We start from the raw sequence: 18444 nt of genomic DNA on the forward strand, positions 1-18444 counted from the left end.
CGAAAAACGCGCAAAAAGTGAGACCGCCCGGCATCCTGTCGGGGATGCTGTCGGCGGTTTCCACCTCGGATGGAGATTCAACCGGGGGTGCGCCCGATTGATCAAATCGTTCAGTGCCCGTGTCGCTCCCCGATGGCGACATGAGACTGTTTCGCTTGCCGGCTCAACAACAACGTCACGGCGGCCGATACAGCCAATGTCGCACCGACCACATACAAGCCGGCCGAATAGCCGCCCGTCACGTTCTTGAGCCAACCGATCGCGAACGGACCGACGAAGCCGCCGAGGTTGCCGACAGAGTTGATCATGGCGATGCCTGCTGCCGCCCCGGCGCCGGACAAAAACATGCTCGGCATGGCCCACAGGGGCGCTTTGGCAGCACTGATCCCGATGTTCACGATGACAAGCGCCAGGATGATCATCAACGCGCTGCTCGCATTGCCGGCAAAGACGAATCCGAGGCAAGCCACGACACACGGTATGACCACGTGCCACGTCCGTTCTTCCGTGCGATCCGAATGCTTCGCCCACAAGATCATCGCGATCACGGCCAGGATGCTCGGTATGCCCGCAAGGAGGCCGGTTTCGAAAGAGCCGAACCCATATTGGCGAATGATCAGCGGCGCCCACAGGCCAAGGGTGTACAGACCCGCTGACGTACCGAAATAGATCAGTGCAAGCGCGAGCACGCGTGGGTCACGCAATGCGTTGAGTGCACCGGCAGTGTGTCCGGCATGCGACTGCTTCGCGTCTGCTTCCCTCTTCAGCTTGGCGATCAGCCATTCCCGTTCGTCGGGCGCGAGCCAGTGCGCTTTCGACGGCGTGTCGGTCATATATTTCAACACGACGAAGCCGAGGATGATGGCGGGCACGGCTTCAATAATGTAGAGCATTTGCCAGTCGGCCAATCCCGCGATCGGCGGAAGTTTCATGATCGCGCCCGAGAGGGGGGAGCCGATCGCGGTGGAGATCGGCGCTGCCGCCATGAACCACGCGGCAGCGACTGCCCGCTGCCTGCTCGGAAACCACAAGCTGAGGTAAAGGATGATTCCGGGAAAAAAGCCAGCCTCGGCGACACCAAGGATGAACCGTAGCGCATAGAAGCTGTTGGGGCCAACGACGAACGCAGAGGCCGCCGACACAATGCCCCATGACACCATCACGCGTGCGATCCACTTGCGTGCGCCCACCTTGTTGAGAATCAGGTTCGAGGGCACTTCGAACAGGAAGTAGCCGATAAAGAACAGTCCGCCGCCGAAGCCGAACGCTGTCGGAGACAGCCCGATGGCCTTGTTCATCGTTATCGCGGCGAAGCCCACGTTGACGCGATCGAGAAAGCTGACAAAGTACAGCAACATCACAAACGGAATGATCCGCAGCATAAGCTTGCGGGAAACCCGGGCTTCGAGATCGGAAATCATGTTGTCTCCTCCTTGGAGGTTTGCGCAGCGCCCTGTGGGGCGTTGCGCTCACGGGTACGTCGTCCGTTGGCCGTTCAGACGGCTCTATCCGGGCTTGATCAGGATCGAATTGGCGATGCGTCGCTCGATGCCTTACTGAATTTGCGCGATGCGCAAAAGATTGGTCGTGCCGGGCGTGCCGAACGGCATGCCGGCAGAGACGACGACCGTCTGGCCCGTTTCGCCGAACCCTTCCTCGCGCACGGTCTCGCATGCAAGGTCGCTGACTTCGAGCACGTCGACTACGTCCTTGCACACGACGGGATGTACGCCCCAGACCAGCGCCAGGCGACGCGCCGTGCCTTTCCGGGGTGTCATGCCGACGATGGGTGCGCACGGCCGTTCGCGGGCCATCCGCAGCGCCGAATAACCGGAGCTGGTGTAGGCAACGGTGGCCACGGCATTCAGCAGGCCCGTTACGTGCCTCATGGCGTAGCCGATTGCATCCGACGTGTTTGCACGAGGCGACGCATGGGAGGCGGCGATCACTTCCCGGTAATACGGGTCGCGTTCGGTCTGCGAGATGATGAGATCCATCATCCGTACCGCCTCGACGGGATATTTGCCACTCGCCGATTCTGCGGACAGCATCACTGCATCCGCACCGTCGTAGATGGCGGTGGCGACATCTGACGCTTCGGCCCGCGTGGGCACCGGAGCGGTCACCATCGATTCCAGCATCTGGGTGGCGACGATCACGGGCTTGCCGGCCTTGCGGCATGCGCGAACGATGCGCTTCTGGATTGCGGGCACCTGCTCGGCCGGCATTTCAACGCCAAGGTCACCACGCGCGACCATCACGGCATCTGCCTCGTCGACGATCGCATCGAGGCTGCCGATCGCGGCCGGCTTTTCGAGCTTCGCGACGATCCCGACCCGGTCGCCGACAATTTGCCGAACCTCAAGGATGTCTTCGACACGCTGCACAAATGACAGCGCGAGCCAGTCGATCCCCAGGGTCAGACCGAACGCCAGGTCGCGCCGGTCCTTTTCCGTCATTGCAGAGAGCGGGAGCACGACATCGGGAACATTGACGCCCTTGCGTTCGGAAAGCGGCCCGCCAACGACTACCGTCGTTTCCGCAAAGTCGGGACCACATCGCTCGACGCGCAGTTGTACGCGGCCATCGTCGAGCAAAAGGTTCGTGTGCGCCTTAAGCGCCGCGAAAATTTCAGGGTGAGGCAGCGCAACACGCGTCACGTCGCCGGGCGCCGTCGTGTCGAGATCGAGTCGAAACGCTGCGCCCTTCTCTAACGCAACGGGGCCGTTCGCAAAGGTGCCGATCCGCAGCTTCGGGCCCTGAAGGTCAAGGAGCACGCCGATGGGCCGGCCGGCGTCCTTCTCGATGGTGCGGATGACTTCGAGACGGCGTTGATGATCGTCGTGTGTTCCATGGCTGAAGTTCAGCCGAAAGACGTCGGCGCCTGCCTTGAACAGCGCTTCGATGGACTCATGACTTGTGCTCGCCGGACCCAGCGTAGCGACAATTTTCGCATTTCGATTGCGGCGCATCTTGATCGACTCCCTGCGGGATCGCCTCGCTTATGCTGCGTTGGCAGTGGGGACCGCGGCCGTGTCGAGCAGGGCGCATACAGCCGCCGTGACTTGAGCCGTCGTCGCCGTGCCGCCGAGGTCGCCCGTATGAAGCGATTTGTCGGCGGTCACGGCTTCGACTGCCTGCATTACACGCTTTGCCGCATCGAATTCGCCAAGGTGCTCGAGCAACATGACCACCGACCAGAAGGTGCCCACCGGATTTGCGAGGCCCTTACCCATGATGTCGAATGCGGAGCCGTGAATCGGCTCGAACATCGAGGGGTAACGACGTTCGGGATCGATGTTGCCCGTCGGCGCGATGCCAAGGCTGCCGGCCAGCGCGGCGGCGAGATCGCTGAGAATGTCGGCGTGCAGGTTCGTCGCGACGATCGTGTCAAGGCTCGCGGGGCGATTGACCATACGTGCGGTCGATGCGTCCACCAGTTCCTTGTCCCATTTGACGTCCGGGAACTCCTTCGAGATTTCGAGGGCGATTTCGTCCCACATCACCATCGCGTGGCGTTGGGCGTTGCTCTTCGTGATGACGGTGAGCAGTTTGCGCGGCCGGGACTGTGCGAGGCGGAACGCAAAACGCATGATCCGCTCGACGCCGGCGCGGGTCAGGATCGACACGTCCGTTGCAGCTTCGATCGGATGTCCCTGGTGAACCCGGCCGCCGACACCCGAGTATTCGCCTTCAGAGTTCTCGCGGACGATGACCCAGTTCAGGTCTTCCGGCTTGCAGCGCTTTAGCGGCGCGTCGATGCCGGGCAGGATGCGGGTCGGGCGGACGTTGGCGTATTGATCCAGGCCCTGGCATATCTTGAGGCGCAGGCCCCACAGTGTGATGTGATCGGGAATGTCCGGGTCGCCTGCCGAGCCGAAAAGGATCGCGTCCTTGTCGCGAATGGCGTCGATACCGTCCGCGGGCATCATGACACCATGTTTGCGGTGATAGTCGCCGCCCCAGTCGAAGTTTTCGAACTCGAATGCGAACGACTTATCGGTCTTCGCGAGGGCTTCGAGCACTTGCTGACCCGCGGGAACCACTTCCTTGCCGATGCCGTCGCCGGGAATCGTTGCGATGCGATAGGTTTTCATGTCTCCGTCCTTCAGGTGTCTTGGATGTTCATGAACTTTACCCACATCCAGGCGCTAAAACCGGTGCTAAACTCAAAGCATCATTAACTTGAATTCACAAGTGAGACTGATGCGCGATACTGTTCAGCCGGCTGATTTGAGCTTTTTCTCGATGCTCTCGGCGTCGGGAAGTCTGAGTGCGGCAGCGCGTGAATTGGGGCTGACGGCGGCCGCGGTGAGCAAGCGCCTGACGCAGATGGAAAGTCGCGCGGGCGTAGCGCTCATCAACCGGACGACCCGCCGGATGATGCTCACGCCGGAGGGGGAGCTTTATCTCGAGCACGCGCGCCGAATTCTCGACGAGATCGATGAATTGGCGGAGTTGCTTGGCAGCGCGAAGAAAAGCCCGAAAGGATTACTGCGCGTCAACGCGACGCTCGGCTTCGGGCGCAGCCATGTCGCACCCGCGATATCCCGGTTTGTCGCGAAATACCCGCAAGTGTCCGTGCAGCTTCAGTTGTCGGTCAAACCGCCACCGCTGACCGACGACACGTTCGATGTCTGCATTCGCTTCGGCGAGCCGCCCGACACACGGGTGGTCGCGCGCCGTCTTGCTGCAAATCGTCGGCTGCTGTGTGCGGCACCTTCATATATCCAGGCGCGCGGAATACCGTTGACTGCGCACGATCTGACGCGGCACAACTGTATCGGCATCCGCCAGGGCGATGAAGCTTATGGGGTCTGGCGCCTGACGTCGGGCAGAGGTGCGTCGCGCAAGACAGAGGCCGTGCGAATCAATGGCACGCTGACGACCAATGATGGTGAAATCGCCGTAAAGTGGGCGCTGGAGGGGCACGGCATCCTGATGCGAGCCGAATGGGACATCAAACAGTATCTGGCGGACGGTTCTCTTGTCCGCGTACTGCCTGATCACGAAACGCCGAACGCCGACATCTTCGCTGTCTATTCACAGCGACACCAGATGTCCAATCGGATTCGTGCGTTCGTCGACTTTATTGCGCTCGATCTGCAGAGCGAAGCGGGCGAGCATCCGTAGGCCTTCAATTTCCGCTGACATCGGCGGCGCGGGACCGGTAGCGCAGCAGATGATCGGTGCCGGATTCGGACAGCCAGACTTCTCCCGGGCGGCCCATCATCTGACGTACGTTCGCGTGCGGGCGCGGTAGCGCAAACAAGTCGAACCGCTCGGTGCTCGGGTCGAAGCGAACTAGCGCATTGGCGCTCCATTCACTGAGCCAGACGATGTCGCGGTCGTCTACGAATATCGCGTACGCACGCGGCGCGTCGCCAGGCAGTCGCCATTCGCGCCATCGATGCGTCGCCGGGTCGAATACGCCGACTTTTCCTGCAATCCACTCGCTGACCCAGACGCGCCCCTTCGAATCGGCCCATACACGGCGCGCCCCCTGATTTGGTGTCGGCGGCTCGATGACCTGCGCCGCGCCGCTCGCGGGATCGATGCGGCCGAGATAGTTTCCCGCGAGTGACGCGAAATACAGGCTGCCGTCAGGGGTCACGCAGATGCCGTAGGGTCCGGGCCCGCGTGGCGCATCGAAGACGCGCATGGTGGCACGCTGCGGATCGAGTTCGCCATAGATGCCGCGTTGCCCGGTAAACCACAGATGCCCTTGCTTGTCGAAGACAGCGGTGTTCAGATTGGCGTTCGGCCGGTCCTTCGGCAACGGAAAGCGCGTGACGGCGAGGGTCTTCGGATCGATGCGCACGATTGCGTTCAGGCCGCCGTCGGTGACCCATGCCGCGCGATCGGGACCGACGATCACGCCGTGCGGCGCCGACCCGTCGCCGAGCGGGACCCTGTCGATCCTGCCGCCACGCGGGTCCAGCCGTCCGATCGCGCCCTGCGCCTGCGCGGTGTACCACACTGTGCCGTCAGGCGACGGCGCGACGTCATGCGGCGCACTGCCGGTTGGGACGGCGAACGTCTGGAACGACGGCGCCTGCGCCTGCGCCGAACTGATCGCGAGCGCGGCGCCCATCAGGACCGACGCAAACGACCGGGCCAGCCCCGGTACGAGAATCCTGTTCACCGCTGCCACGACCCGCGCCCTCGTGATCTCAAGCATGTTCGCCTCCATGTCCCGGGATGCGTTTCAAAGGCCGCCGACGACTTTTTATTATTGCACTGATCTATAGTCAGTCGCTGCGCCGACGCCTTAACCAAAAGTTTCCACCCCCAAGAAAAATATCAATTCCGCTGGCACCATTCAAAAATTAGGTTCGTGTAGCGCCGGGGCCGTGGCGTTGATTGTGACGCGCCCAAGGCGAACGGCGTGTCGGATCGGAGGGCATGGCGCCCCCGCCACGCACGCTCGATAAAACGAATGGAGACAGAAAATGAATTCCCCTTGTACGCGTACGACCGTTGATCTGCAAATGCCGAATGGCGCCCCCGATATACGCGAGCGGATACCAGGCGGATTCGTAGAAAATGGAATCCGTACAAGGAGTTAAGGCGATGCAGGCAGTCTCGTATTCCCGCGAAACCGTAGCCGACGATAACGCCGCAAAGCGCGGCAATATCGCTGCGCGTATCGAGCGCATGTCCGCCAATCGGATGCATGCCCAGGCTCGAATCCTGATGGGCATCGCCACCTTCTTCGATGGCTTCGACGCCATTGCGATCGCAGCGGCGTTACCGTTGCTGATTGCCAAATGGTCCCTTCACCCGGCGCAGATTGGCTTGCTGATCTCTGCAGGCGCAGTCGGTTCGTTGATCGGCGCCTTCATTTTCCCCGCTGCGGCAGAGAAGTTCGGACGGGTCCGGGCGGTCGCTTGGAGTTCGGGCGTGATCGGCATCACCACTTTGGCCAGCGCGTTCGCTCCGACCTTCGAGATCTTCGTGCTGCTGCGGGTGTTGCAGGGCATTGGCCTTGGCGGCGAGGTTCCGATCGCAGCGACCTATATCAACGAGATCACGAGCGCGAGAAATCGTGGTCGCTTCGTGCTGCTATACGAAATCATCTTCCCGATAGGCCTGCTGGTGTCCGGTGGCTTGGGTGCATGGCTGGTGCCGCGATACGGCTGGCAGATCATGTACTGCGTTGGCGCTGCGCCTTTATTGCTCTACTTCTGCCTCGGGCGTCTGGTGCCCGAGTCGCCGCGATGGCTTGCGGCAAAAGGCCGGCATGAGGAAGCCGATGCCGCAGTTCGCAGGTTCGAGGAGCGCGCTACTGCTCCGCTCGAACCGGTTGATGTGCAGAGCAGTATCCCCACATCCCATCCGCCGCGACGGGTAGCGGATCTGGTCGGTCCGGAATACTGGCGGCGCACGGTTGCGGCATGGTTCCTGTGGATTACCTGCGGTTTTCTCCAGTACGGCCTTTCGACGTGGCTGCCCACCATCTATCGTCAGGTCTATCACGCGTCGTTGCAGTTGTCGTTGAACCTTGCGTTGGGCGCGTCAATCCTCGGTGTGCTTGGCTCCCTGGTCTGTGCGCTTATCGTTGACCGCGTCGGGAGAAAGCCCGTCATCTACGTGTCCTTCGCCATGTGCGCACTTTCGCTCGTGATGGCCGGCCTGTTCCACGACAGCTCCTTATATGTCGTGGCAACTTGCTGCGCGCTCGCCTTCGGCTTCATGGCGTCCGGCTTCATCACGGCGTATGTCTACACGCCGGAACTCTACCCGACCAGTATCCGTGCGGTCGGCTGTGGCGTCGCCAGCGCCTGGCTCAAGGGGGCATCGATCGTCTCCCCCATCATCCTCGCCTCGCTCCTCGGGGGAGGGCAGTTGAACATTGCCTTCTACCTGTTCGCCGCGGTGCCGTTCCTGGCGGCCGTGGTCGTGGCCAGGCTCGGCATAGAGACCAAGGGACGAGTGCTCGAGTCGCTCGAGGTTTAGCGCCCCAACACCTGCCGGCGTTTCCGCAGGCAGGTTCCTGAAGTTCATTTCAAACACATGTCTGGAAAGGCAGGGGAAGATGCGTCCTTTTGATTTGTACGTGCGCAATGTTTTTGTGTTGGCGATGGCGGTTGCCGGACTGTCGCTTCATTCCACCGCACAAGGCCAGAGCCGGGTGGAGATTTACGGCATTGTGGATTCCGGTGTGGCCTACGTAAGCAATCAAGGCGGCAGTTCCGCCATCGCCGTGGTCGGCGGCGGCGGCGACCGTCCGAACCGGATAGGGTTTCGCGGTTCAGAGGACCTCGGAGGAGGCCTGCGCGCCAACTTTGTACTCGAGAACGGCTTTAACGTCGCCACCGGCGGGCTCGGGCAAGGCGGGTTGCTGTTCGGCCGGCAGGCTTACGTCGCCTTGCAGGACAGCCAGCTGGGCGAAATCAGGGTGGGCCGCCAATACGACTTCATGATCGATCTGGTGCCCTATACCGCAGCCGCGAGCGGCAACGGCGGGTTCTACTCGTTTCACCTGGGCGATCTTGACCGGCTTGGCGGTGAACGGCTGAACAACAGTGTTCAATACCGTACGCCCAACGTTGCGGGTCTTCAGGCGGGTGTCCTGTATTCGTTCGGCGGTGTTGCGGGAGACTTCAGCCGGAACAGCGCCAGGAGTTTCGGCGCCACGTACAAATACGGGAGCTTTCAGGCCGGGGCGGCATATACGTCGGTCAACAACTTCCAGGCGGGGTTGGGCGCGGGTGTCTCGGTGCTGGGCAATAGCCTGGTCGGCCCGCCGGTCAATGCCAATTTCGACAGGATCGACGTCTACGGCGCCGGCGCATCCTACCAATTCGACAAGTTGTATACGGCGGCCCTGTTCACGTCGTCATCGCTGCGAAAGGGGGGAGGGTCCGCGATCCTCAGAGCGTACGACATCGGTGCGACGTACCAGGTTATGCCCGCCACGTTCGTGGGTGCAGCGTTGACGTACTACACCATGAGTCCGAACCGGTGGATCGTGCCTTCGGCGTCCGTCGACTACGACTTCTCCAAGCGCACGAACGTTTATCTGCAGTTTGTCAGCATGCACGTCAGCGGCCCCAACGCGGTAGCCGAGCTGTTTGTCTTGCCCGCCTCGGCGAGCCGGAGCCAGACGGCGATCACCATCGGCATGCGTCACAATTTCTGAGGAGGCTTCGTGCACAACATTATCGAGCGAATTGCGGAGCGAGCAGATTTCCTTGCCGGATTGCGACGGGATATACACGCTCACCCGGAACTGGGGTATGAAGAAATCCGGACCGCGGGTATGGTGGCCAAGCTGTTGCGTGACTGGGGGATCGAGGTGACGGAGGGTATCGCCGGCACCGGCGTCGTTGGCACGCTCAGGTCCGGCAAGGGGCGCAAGTCAATCGGCCTGACCGCGGACATGGATGCGTTGCCTATCGAGGAGAAGAACATCTTCCCGCACCGGTCGCGCATTCCCGGAAAGATGCACGGCTGCGGGCATGACGGTCATACAGCGATGCTGTTGGGGGCAGCGGAATATCTATCGCGTACGCGCTGCTTCGATGGAACCGTGCACTTCATCTTTCGGCCGGCGGAGGAGGGGGGCGCCGGCGCGTTGCGCATGATTGAGGAGGGGCTGTTCTCCCGCTTTCCGTGCGACGCCGTGTTCGGGATGCATAACGTTCCCAATCTGCCGGAGGGCGCCATCGGGACCCGCGCAGGCCCGATTACGGCGGGGACTACCGAGGTCAGCGTCGAAATCCGTGGCAAGGGCGGCCACGCGGCTCGGCCGCATCTGGCCGTCGATCCCGTCGCCATCGCAGCCCACGTCGTCACTGCGGCGCAACTGCTGGTCTCCCGCTTCTCAAACCCGCTGGCGCCGGTGGTCTTGTCCATCACGCAAATAGAAGGCGGAAGTTCGCCGACGATCATTCCGGAGTCCGTGACGATGCACGGCACGATACGCACGTTTTCGGAGGCGTCGGAGTCTGCATTGAAAGACGGACTCGTATCGGTCGTGAATCACGCCTGCGCGATGTTCGGTGCGACCGGCAAGGTGCATTTCAATCCGGGGTATCCCCCGTCCGTCTGCGCCCGGGAGGCGACGGCATTGGCGCTTGACGTTGGCCGCTCGCTGCTGGGCGACGCGGCGGTTTTCGCGGATATCGAACCGACGATGGCGGGCGACGATTTCTCGTACCTGCTGAGCGCTTGCCCGGGCGCGTTCCTGTTTATCGGCAACGGTAACGGACATCATCGCGGGACCGCCGAGGGAATGGGCCCGTGCCTGGTCCATAACCCGTGGTTTGACTTCAATGATGCGCTGTTGCCCGTGGGCGCTGCCTATTGGGCACACCTTGCGGAAACATTCCTCGCGGCGGGCAACGGTGTCACTACCACCGTTGATCCTCGATGACCTTCTGTACGACATCCCGGCATTCGCGTGCTGCGGGTGTCAGCTGAACGCCGCGGCGCGTGATGATGCTGGCCGATACCTCGGGCAGCGTCTCTTCGATCGTCAGCGTGCAGAGCCGGTCCTGCGTAACGGAATGCGCGATGTAAGGCAGCGGGAACAGTGCGAGGGCGTCAGTCTCGATGAGCAGCCCCAATGCCAACAGCGACGATTGGCAAGATACGATCTTGCCCGGCGCCTCGATGCCGTTGTTGGCGAACAGATCGGTAAACTCGCTTTTGTCGATGTTCTGTCGCGGGAACAGCCACTCATACGCCAGGAGCCCCCGCAGCGTTCGGCAATCGGCGGCGGGATGCCCGCGCCGGGCTGTCACGAACAGTCGCCCCTTTCGGAGCACGCGCTGTTCACATTCGGGATCGATCTCCTGCGGCGCGTGGGTGACGAAGAAGTCCAGCGACCCATCCAGCAGGTTGACGGCGATATATTTCGGCGGCAGTTCGATCACGTCGATCTCTACGTCCGGCATCTGCTGCCGGAAGACCTTCAAGGCGCGCGGCATGACGATCAGGGCGCTGCTTCCCGACACGCCGATCGATACCCTGCCGGTGACGCCACCCTGGAGTTGCCGGATTTCGTCATGCGCGCGGCGCATATCTTCCAGGATCTGGTGGGAACGGTGATATAGGGCCTTGCCGAATCGCGTCAGCTCGATGCCGCGCGAACTACGCACGACGAGCGGCACCTTCATTTCCTCCTCGAGCTCTTTAAGCGCCTTCGTCACTGCGGGATGCGTCAATGCCAGGCGGTCGGCGGCGGCACGCAGGCTTCCCGCTTCGGCACACGCAACAAGGACTCGGAGTTGATGGATTTTCATGGGGGGCTACCGGTTTGACTGGCATGGGAGGCGACACGCGGACGGCCTCTCTCTATGCCGGAATCCATCCTGGCAGGGCAACACCGCGGGGTCACCACGGCGATTAGTCAACCCGGCACCAACGACCAGAATCCGGGCAAACAGTGGCCTGTGCGCCGTTCAGCCGAACTTGCGTTTCATCCAGTTGCAACGCGGCCGAAGGGGCGATGTCGAAGGCAACCTCAAGTGCCTGCCGAACATGCGCATCTTCGATGGGAAGCTCCCAGGTCAGGAATATTTGAATGCAATCCTGATCCTGCGCGAAGTCGGCCACATTGAAACTGCTGCTGCCGCGCTGAATTACGCCATGAGGCTGGCCAGTATCGAATATCACTGCCGTTCCCCGGGTCAGGGGAATGCGCTGGCCCGTAGCGGGAAAATGCAAGTCCAGGCCCCTGTCCTCGCTCAGGAAGAGATTGCAAAAAGCCGCGCCACCATATTGGGCACCGTCATGGTGGTACTTGGCACCGCGGCAGGCCATGAGGGCTACGTCACTGGAGGCGAGCACCGCGGGCAATCCAAGCGCGCATGTCCAATCGGACACGGCCTGCACGCAGCGCGTGTAGTCCGGCCAACGCGCCCGCGCTCGCGCCAACGGCATTGCCTCGACGTCCCCGGGCTCCAGGACCAGGCGCGTCGATGTCTCCCTTTCCCAATCGGCAAGCAAACGTGCAGGGGGCACAGGCACGTCGACCGTGCCGGAGAGCACGATGTCGCTCACGCGCCGACTGCGGATGGCGTCGCCACTCCAGAAATAGGAAGTCAGTATGTCTCGCACTCGATGCTGTTCAGGGGGACTTATCCGGACTATTGTAACGATTCCAGGGGATCACTTCGGCGCAAAATCGGCCATTATCGGAGGTTCGCTCGCGCAGTCACGCGGCCATCCGATCGTTGGCGCTACCCGGACATCGGAGAAAAAAACCGCCGAATCATTTTGTTACACCTCTTACCGAGGCGGAACCGATGCGCCACGGAAGTCATCCGGCGGTCCGGTATACTCGGTCGCGTTCCAAAAGCAAAAGACCCCTTATATGTCGAAGAAAATCATTCAGTTTGTCGCCATTGCAGCGCTCACCGCCGTGGCTTCGTTGCCGGCGGTGGCCAGCGATATGAACAACGCCGTTGGCGGTGCGCTTGGCGGCGTAGCCGGCGCTGCCGTGGGCGGCGCCCTGGGCGGCAGCACGGGCTCGGTGATTGGCGGTGCGGTCGGCGGCGGCGCCGGCGGCGCGATCACGTCGAACCGCAGGGAACGCACGGGTGCCATCGTCGGCGGCGCGCTCGGCGGCGGTGCCGGCACCGCGGCAGGCAATGCGATGGGCGGCCGCGCCGGTGGCCTCGTCGGTGCTGCCGTTGGCGGCGGCGCAGGTGCAGCGCTTGGCGGTAATGTGTCGCGGTCCAACTCGTATGCGGACGACTATGACCGTGGCTACCACAAGAGCCGTCACCATCACAAGCATCACCACCGCGACTGATCAGTCTGCGCGCCAACCCCCGCCCTTCATTCAGCGCAGGGAAGGATGGCCCAAGGCCACTTCCTTCGGGGCGTAGCGCAGACGCCATAGGCGTCCTTTGCGGCGGTTAATGCGGCGCTTGGTGCTGTTCGATGTACCGGCGTATCACGGCGAAAGGCGCTCCGCCGCGGCTTCCGGCGAAGCAGGACGGCGACCAGAGTGCGCCACCCTACCGTTTTTTGCAGATGCCGGGGTACTGCTTCTGCCTGATCATGCGGATGGACACGCCCCTGAGACGGTTCACCGGCGATGACACGAAAACCTTCGGCGGGCAATTCACCCGCAGGTGAACGTGGTCGTCTTGTCCGTCGGACTCGACCCGTTCGGACTCGAAGCCGATCCAGACGCTGGCGACGATTGCGTGCAGATCACATTCAGAATCGGCTCGGTGCCTTGGTGAACAGGCCGAACTATAATCGAGCCATGCAGCGCCTCCAAGCCTTCAAATACGAACTCATGCCCGACGGTGGCCAGCAGCGACAGATGCGCCGCTTCGCCGGGGCGTGCCGTTTCGTGTTCAACAAGGCACTGGCGCTGCAGAAGGAGAATTACGCGGCGGGCGGCAAGTTCGTCGGCTATGTCCCGATGGCGAAGCATCTGACCGCGTGGCGCAACGGGAGCGAAACACCCTGGCTCAAGGAGGCCCCGACGCATCCGCTGCAACATGCGCTCAAGGACATGGAGCGCGCGTACCAGAATTTCTTCGCCAAACGGGCGGCGTTCCCCCGTTTCAAGAAGAAAGGCCAAGGCGATAGCTTCCGTTACCCCGACCCGAAACAGATCAAGCTCGATCAGGCCAACAGCCGGATATTCCTGCCCAAGCTTGGCTGGCTGCGCTACCGCAATAGTCGCGACGTGCTTGGCGCGGTGCGCAATGCGACCGTGAGCCTTTCGGGCGGCAAGTGGTTCGTCTCGATCCAGACGGCCCGCGAGGTCGATGCGCCCGTACCGCAGGCGACCGATGCCATCGGCATCGACATGGGCATCGCGCGCTTCGCCACGTTCAGCGACGGCACGCACCTCGCGCCGCTCAACAGCTTCAGGAAGCATGAGGCACGCCTGCGCCGCTATCAGCGCGCGATGTGCCGCAAGATCAAGTTCAGCAACAACTGGAAGAAGGCGAAAGCCCGTATCCAGCGGATTCACGCCCGCATCGGCAATGCCCGTCGCGACTACCTGCACAAGGCCACGACCACGATCAGCCAAAACCACGCGATGGTGTGTATCGAGGACTTGCAGGTGCGAAACATGAGCAAGTCCGCAGCGGGCAACACTGAGCAACCGGGCAAGAACGTTCTGGCCAAGTCTGGCCTGAACAAAGCCATCCTCGACCAGGGATGGTTCGAGTTCCGTCGTCAACTGGCGTACAAGCTGACATGGAACGGCGGATACCTGATTGCCGTGCCGCCGCACAACACGAGCCGAACATGCCCGTGCTGTGGCCACGTCTCGGTCGAAAACCGTATGAAGCAGGCGCAATTCAAGTGCGTCGCGTGCGGATATGAGAATCACGCCGACGTAGTCGGTGCGATCAATCCCCCAAGGGGACTTCCTACGGGGCGCATTTTAGAGCGCGGACAGCGCTTGTTTGCCTGTGGAGGGATGGTGCAGTCGGGCCACCCGGCGAAGCAGGAACCCGCCGAAGCGACTGCGCAACTTATCGCGTAGCGCCGTAGGAAGCCCCTTCCTGCAGGGATGGGTGGATGTCAACGGTGAGAGAAAAGGCGGTGTGGTCCAATCCCGGGTCACACGCGCTTGACTTGCCATGCCCCCGCGCGCCTGGATCAAGGCGCCTTCACGCTTCCTGCGACCGCTTTAACCGCATCGACACGACAAAACGTTGCGCCGGGTGCACGGTCACTGAAATCTCGAAGACCTGCCCGGCCGCATCGAGATATCGGCGCACGATCTCCAGTGCCGCAGATCCCGGTTCCGAGTTGAGGCGCACCGCCTGCTCCGGCGTCAACATGATGGCACGCACTTCCTGATCGACTTCATCGATGCGGCGACCGTAGCGCGCTTCAAGCAATGAACTGACGAGCGTGCCCGGCGACTGCCGCACCTGATCCGCGATTTCCGCATACGCTGGATCGATATAAACATCCGTCCAGCCGATCGGCGTGCCAGCGCCGTCCGCGTCGATGCGCAGGCTCGATATCCGCACCCAGCGTGTGCCGGGCGGGCAACCGAGCTTGTCCGCGAGCGCCTTGCCGGCGGTCACCGCTTCCGTCGATTGCACGCTGCGCAGCATTTCCGCACCGAATTGCACAAGGTCGTCGAGCGACGCGAGCGACGGCCGGAAATCGTTCGTCGGATGCGACGACGCCACACGCGTGCCGACGTTCTTCTTGCGCGACACCAGCCCCAATCGCTGCAACTCCTGCAGCGCTGCGCGTACTGTGTGCCGGCTTGTCTTGTAGTGATCGCACAACTCCAGCTCGGTCGGCAATGTCGATCCCACCGGCAACCGTCCCGAAGCGATCCCCTCGGTCAGGTCTCTGGCGATGTCGACGAAGTGCATTTTTGCGATGGCCATGGCGTGGAGCGGTATCGGAATTTTCTAGGGGATTTCACCAGTGCTCACGATTATAGCTTGCCATATATGTTCGAACATATTAGTTTACATATGTCCGGACATATTGATTCGAGTCAACCAAGCGAATCGGGGTGTCCGTGGTTCAAACTTGGGGGGCGCGTGACACCGTTCCTCCGTTTTGCCCGAGAGGTCTCCATGTCGCCCAATGCCATCCCGACGGCCAGCACCGTTGTCGATTCGATTCTTTTTCGCGATGCCTTCGGCACCGCGCAAATGCGTGCCCTGTTTTCCGACCGGGCGCTGATCCAGCGCTACATCGAGGTCGAAGTGGCGCTTGCGAAAGCACAGGCGCGCGTCGGCGTGATTCCGGCCGAAGTGGCCGAGGTGATCGCGCGCGAATCGACGATCGAGCGCGTCGACTTCGACCATATGCGTCACGAGACCGACATCGTCGGTTATCCGATCCTGCCGCTCGTGCACCAGTTGGTCGAGATGTGCGGTGACGCGGGCCGCTACGTGCACTGGGGCGCGACCACGCAGGACATCATGGACACGGCGGTTGCGCTGCAGGTACGCGACGCGCTCGACGTCATCGATGACGACATCTCGACGCTGCGCAAGATCCTGTCGGACATGGCGGTGCGCTACCGCGACACGGCAATGGCCGGCCGCACGCATCTGCAGCAGGCGCTGCCTGTGACGTTCGGCTACAAGGCGGCCATTTGGCTGGCGATGTTCGACCGCCATCAGGAACGTTTGGCGCAATTGCGTCCCCGCGTGGCGGTGGTGGCGTTCGCCGGTGCGGCTGGCACGCTCGCGTCGCTGGGCGACAAGGGATTCGACGTGCAACGCGCGCTGGCCGAAGAACTCGGTCTCGGCGTGCCGGCCACGACATGGCATGTGGCCCGCGACGGCTTCGCCGAAGCGGTCAATCTGCTGGCACTGGTGACCGGCTCGCTCGGCAAGATCGCCCTCGACATCATGATCATGGCGTCGACGGAGTTTGCCGAGGTCTATGAGCCGTTCGTCAAGGGCCGCGGCGCGAGCAGCACGATGCCGCAAAAACGCAATCCGATCTCGAGCGAACTGATGCTCGCTGCGGCGAAAGCCGTGCGTCAGCATGCCGGCCTGATGGTCGACGCCATGATCCAGGACTTCGAGCGTGCCACGGGTCCGTGGCATGCCGAGTGGGTCGCTATTCCGGAGAGTTTCATTTTGACGGCCGGGGCACTGCATCAAGCCAAGTTCGCATTGGGCGGTCTGATCGTCGACGAGGCGCGCATGAAGGCGAATCTCGGCATCAGCCGCGGCCTGATCGTCGCGGAAGCCGTGATGATGGCGATGGCGCCGTTCACAGGCCGCCAGCAAGCGCACGACATCGTCTATGACGCGTGCCGTACGGTCAACGAAAGGGGGGGCACGCTGGCCGAGGCGTTGGCCGGTTTGCCCGCGGTCGCCGAACACTTCGATCGCGCCGCGATAGACCGCATGACCGATCCGTGCAATTACCTCGGACTCGCACCGCTCATGGTCGACCGCGCGGTCGCGCTGTCGGCGGCACAACGTCAAGCCTGACCCGGTTCGCCGGAGGAGACAACGACATGCATAACGACAATCTGAATCGGGGCGGGTCCGCCGCGCCCCTGGCGCCCGTCAAGCGTCTTCCGTGGTTCCGGCGCTTGGGAATGCAGGTGCTCGTGGCACTGGTGCTGGGCATTGCGGTGGGTTTGATCTTCCCGAAATTCGCCGCGCAACTGAAGGTGCTCGGCGACATCTTCCTGTCGCTGATCAAAGCCGGCGTCGCGCCACTGGTATTCCTGACGATTGTGCATGGCATCGCCTCTGCCGGCGATGTGAAGAGCGCCGGTCGCGTCGGTTGGCGCGCCCTGGTGTATTTCGAGGTCATTTCGACGATTGCGCTTGCGGTAGGTCTGCTCGCGGGCAACCTGCTGCAGACCGGCAAGGGCATGGCACACATGACGGCGGGCAGCATACCGGCGGCCACCGCCTCGGGCAGCCCGCAATCGTTCGCCGAATTCGTCAAGCACATCGTGCCGGACAATTTCATCGGTGCGTTCACGCGCGGCGAACTGCTGCAGGTCGTGGTATTGGCCGTGATGGTCGGCATCGGCATCCTTGCCATTCCGGAAGGCAGGCGCGCGCGCATCAACGAGGGGCTCGATCTCATCTCGGAAACATTGTTCTCATTCATCAACCTGGTCATGAAGCTCGCGCCGCTGGGCACGTTCGGTGCCGTCGCCTTCTCTGTCGGCAGCAACGGCACGGCGGTACTGGTCGCGCTGGCGCAGTTGGTGATGAGCTTCTACGCGGTCGTGATACTGTTCATCGCTGTCGTCATGGGCCTCGTTGCGAAGTTGGCCGGCTTTAGCCTGTGGCGCTTCCTGCGCTACATCAAGGACGAGATATTCATCGTGCTCGGTACGGCATCGTCCGAAAGCGCATTGCCCCGCCTGCTGATCAAGCTCGAACGCCTGGGTTGCGCCAAACAGACGGTCGGCCTGGTGCTGCCTACCGGCTACGCCTTCAACCTCGACGGCACGTCGATCTTCATGTCGATGGGCGTGATGTTCATTGCGCATGCCTACGGAGTGCCGATTACGTTCGAACACCAGTTGGGCATCCTGCTGCTCATGTTGTTGACCTCCAAGGGGGCGGCAACCGTCTCGGGCGGCTCGTTCGTCGTGTTCGCGGCAACGGTGACGTCGACTGGCATCCTGCCGGTGGAAGGGCTCGCGGTGATCTTCGGCGTGTACCGCTTCATGTCGATGGCCATCGCCACATGCAATACGATCGGCAACAGCCTGGCCACGGTCGTTGTCGCGAAATGGTCGGGGACGTTCGATGCAAGCGTCGCGCAACGACACTTCTATCCGGAACGATTCCCGGCGACCGCAGCCTCGGACAGCGCATTGGGTGACGGCAACCTGTTGCCCGAAGATGTCAGCGACGCCAATCCGCACCCCACGGGAATCGCGTGGACGAAATCAGGAAGCTGATTGGCTGCTCGCGAATTGTCAGTCGAGACATTCACCGCTTCATTGATCTCCTCTCGGGCTTGACTTTCAATTAACCTGTTGGTTAA

15 protein-coding genes and 1 pseudogene are annotated in these 18444 nt (G+C 62.2%); 8 read left to right on the plus strand and 8 right to left on the minus strand.

Going from position 1 to position 18444, the window contains the following annotated elements:
• Positions 1 to 110 precede the first annotated feature (110 nt).
• From PTE30175_RS05100 to PTE30175_RS05110, 3 genes are all read right to left on the minus strand, one after another.
• Complete coding sequence (locus PTE30175_RS05100; RefSeq protein WP_150695964.1) at positions 111 to 1421, minus strand: MFS transporter; 1311 nt, start codon at positions 1419 to 1421, stop codon at positions 111 to 113.
• 132 nt (positions 1422 to 1553) lie between these two features.
• Positions 1554 to 2972 (minus strand): pyruvate kinase, encoded by a 1419-nt coding sequence (gene pyk, locus PTE30175_RS05105; RefSeq protein ID WP_150695965.1) that lies wholly within the window; start codon positions 2970 to 2972, stop codon positions 1554 to 1556.
• 30 nt (positions 2973 to 3002) lie between these two features.
• Positions 3003 to 4097 carry a tartrate dehydrogenase gene (locus PTE30175_RS05110; RefSeq protein WP_150695966.1) on the minus strand — a complete coding sequence of 365 codons (1095 nt, stop codon included), beginning with the start codon at positions 4095 to 4097 and terminating at the stop codon, positions 3003 to 3005.
• A gap of 109 nt (positions 4098 to 4206) precedes the next feature.
• Here PTE30175_RS05110 and PTE30175_RS05115 point away from each other — a divergent pair, with 109 nt between their 5' ends.
• Positions 4207 to 5133, plus strand: coding sequence for a LysR substrate-binding domain-containing protein (locus tag PTE30175_RS05115; RefSeq protein ID WP_150695967.1), 927 nt, complete (start codon positions 4207 to 4209; stop codon positions 5131 to 5133).
• A gap of 4 nt (positions 5134 to 5137) precedes the next feature.
• On the opposite strand, the gene PTE30175_RS05120 is transcribed toward PTE30175_RS05115, so the two are convergent.
• On the minus strand, positions 5138 to 6181 hold the full coding sequence (locus PTE30175_RS05120) for a Vgb family protein (RefSeq protein WP_150695968.1): 1044 nt from the start codon (positions 6179 to 6181) through the stop codon (positions 5138 to 5140).
• Positions 6182 to 6573: 392 nt separating this feature from the next.
• On the opposite strand from PTE30175_RS05120, the gene PTE30175_RS05125 reads away from it, so the two are divergent.
• From PTE30175_RS05125 to PTE30175_RS05135, 3 genes are all read left to right on the plus strand, one after another.
• Positions 6574 to 7959, plus strand: coding sequence for an MFS transporter (locus PTE30175_RS05125; protein WP_150695969.1), 1386 nt, complete (start codon positions 6574 to 6576; stop codon positions 7957 to 7959).
• Positions 7960 to 8038: 79 nt separating this feature from the next.
• Positions 8039 to 9145 carry a porin gene (locus PTE30175_RS05130; protein WP_150695970.1) on the plus strand — a complete coding sequence of 369 codons (1107 nt, stop codon included), beginning with the start codon at positions 8039 to 8041 and terminating at the stop codon, positions 9143 to 9145.
• A gap of 9 nt (positions 9146 to 9154) precedes the next feature.
• Entirely contained in the window at positions 9155 to 10381 is a 1227-nt protein-coding gene (locus PTE30175_RS05135) for a M20 aminoacylase family protein (RefSeq protein WP_224788611.1), read from the plus strand.
• On the opposite strand, the gene PTE30175_RS05140 is transcribed toward PTE30175_RS05135, so the two are convergent.
• Together PTE30175_RS05140 and PTE30175_RS05145 are read right to left on the minus strand one after the other, a co-directional pair.
• Complete coding sequence (locus tag PTE30175_RS05140) at positions 10359 to 11252, minus strand: LysR family transcriptional regulator (protein ID WP_150695971.1); 894 nt, start codon at positions 11250 to 11252, stop codon at positions 10359 to 10361. The two genes, PTE30175_RS05135 and PTE30175_RS05140, sit on opposite strands and share 23 nt — an antisense overlap.
• A 103-nt stretch (positions 11253 to 11355) precedes the next feature.
• Positions 11356 to 12069: a hypothetical protein gene (locus PTE30175_RS05145; RefSeq protein WP_420819604.1), complete on the minus strand. Its 714-nt coding sequence runs from the start codon at positions 12067 to 12069 to the stop codon at positions 11356 to 11358.
• 256 nt (positions 12070 to 12325) lie between these two features.
• On the opposite strand from PTE30175_RS05145, the gene PTE30175_RS05150 reads away from it, so the two are divergent.
• Positions 12326 to 12766, plus strand: a complete 441-nt coding sequence (locus tag PTE30175_RS05150) for a hypothetical protein (protein WP_150695973.1) — start codon at positions 12326 to 12328, stop codon at positions 12764 to 12766.
• A gap of 106 nt (positions 12767 to 12872) precedes the next feature.
• Here the strand turns inward: PTE30175_RS05150 and tnpA are convergent.
• Positions 12873 to 13175, minus strand: a pseudogene (gene tnpA / locus PTE30175_RS28520) (IS200/IS605 family transposase); the annotation flags it as partial.
• A 53-nt stretch (positions 13176 to 13228) separates the two neighbouring features.
• Between tnpA and PTE30175_RS05160 the strand changes: the two are divergent.
• Complete coding sequence (locus PTE30175_RS05160; RefSeq protein WP_150695974.1) at positions 13229 to 14473, plus strand: RNA-guided endonuclease InsQ/TnpB family protein; 1245 nt, start codon at positions 13229 to 13231, stop codon at positions 14471 to 14473.
• Positions 14474 to 14600: 127 nt separating this feature from the next.
• Here the strand turns inward: PTE30175_RS05160 and PTE30175_RS05165 are convergent, their stop codons facing one another.
• A complete protein-coding gene (locus PTE30175_RS05165) occupies positions 14601 to 15341 on the minus strand; it encodes a GntR family transcriptional regulator (protein ID WP_420819605.1) in 741 nt (246 codons plus the stop codon).
• Positions 15342 to 15536: 195 nt separating this feature from the next.
• Here PTE30175_RS05165 and PTE30175_RS05170 point away from each other — a divergent pair, with 195 nt between their 5' ends.
• The gene (locus tag PTE30175_RS05170; protein WP_150695975.1) at positions 15537 to 16916 is read left to right on the plus strand and encodes a class-II fumarase/aspartase family protein; all 1380 of its coding nucleotides are present in this window, start codon (positions 15537 to 15539) and stop codon (positions 16914 to 16916) included.
• A gap of 26 nt (positions 16917 to 16942) precedes the next feature.
• Positions 16943 to 18358 carry a cation:dicarboxylate symporter family transporter gene (locus PTE30175_RS05175; protein ID WP_150695976.1) on the plus strand — a complete coding sequence of 472 codons (1416 nt, stop codon included), beginning with the start codon at positions 16943 to 16945 and terminating at the stop codon, positions 18356 to 18358.
• Positions 18359 to 18444 lie beyond the last annotated feature (86 nt).

It is taken from the genome of Pandoraea terrae (genome assembly GCF_902459695.1).
Taxonomy (GTDB): Bacteria; Pseudomonadota; Gammaproteobacteria; order Burkholderiales; family Burkholderiaceae; genus Pandoraea; species Pandoraea terrae.

What these genes read in the sequence shown, in the direction of transcription:
- pyk (WP_150695965.1), bottom strand. Translation starts at nt 2,972, where the DNA reads ATGCGCCGCAATCGAAATGCGAAAATTGTCGCTACGCTGGGTCCGGCG.
- PTE30175_RS05175 (WP_150695976.1), top strand. Translation starts at nt 16,943, where the DNA reads ATGCATAACGACAATCTGAATCGGGGCGGGTCCGCCGCGCCCCTGGCG.
- PTE30175_RS05140 (WP_150695971.1), bottom strand. Translation starts at nt 11,252, where the DNA reads ATGAAAATCCATCAACTCCGAGTCCTTGTTGCGTGTGCCGAAGCGGGA.
- PTE30175_RS05130 (WP_150695970.1), top strand. Translation starts at nt 8,039, where the DNA reads ATGCGTCCTTTTGATTTGTACGTGCGCAATGTTTTTGTGTTGGCGATG.
- PTE30175_RS05100 (WP_150695964.1), bottom strand. Translation starts at nt 1,421, where the DNA reads ATGATTTCCGATCTCGAAGCCCGGGTTTCCCGCAAGCTTATGCTGCGG.
- PTE30175_RS05150 (WP_150695973.1), top strand. Translation starts at nt 12,326, where the DNA reads ATGTCGAAGAAAATCATTCAGTTTGTCGCCATTGCAGCGCTCACCGCC.
- PTE30175_RS05160 (WP_150695974.1), top strand. Translation starts at nt 13,229, where the DNA reads ATGCAGCGCCTCCAAGCCTTCAAATACGAACTCATGCCCGACGGTGGC.
- PTE30175_RS05115 (WP_150695967.1), top strand. Translation starts at nt 4,207, where the DNA reads ATGCGCGATACTGTTCAGCCGGCTGATTTGAGCTTTTTCTCGATGCTC.
- PTE30175_RS05125 (WP_150695969.1), top strand. Translation starts at nt 6,574, where the DNA reads ATGCAGGCAGTCTCGTATTCCCGCGAAACCGTAGCCGACGATAACGCC.
- PTE30175_RS05170 (WP_150695975.1), top strand. Translation starts at nt 15,537, where the DNA reads ATGTCGCCCAATGCCATCCCGACGGCCAGCACCGTTGTCGATTCGATT.
- PTE30175_RS05165 (WP_420819605.1), bottom strand. Translation starts at nt 15,341, where the DNA reads ATGGCCATCGCAAAAATGCACTTCGTCGACATCGCCAGAGACCTGACC.
- PTE30175_RS05110 (WP_150695966.1), bottom strand. Translation starts at nt 4,097, where the DNA reads ATGAAAACCTATCGCATCGCAACGATTCCCGGCGACGGCATCGGCAAG.
- PTE30175_RS05120 (WP_150695968.1), bottom strand. Translation starts at nt 6,181, where the DNA reads ATGCTTGAGATCACGAGGGCGCGGGTCGTGGCAGCGGTGAACAGGATT.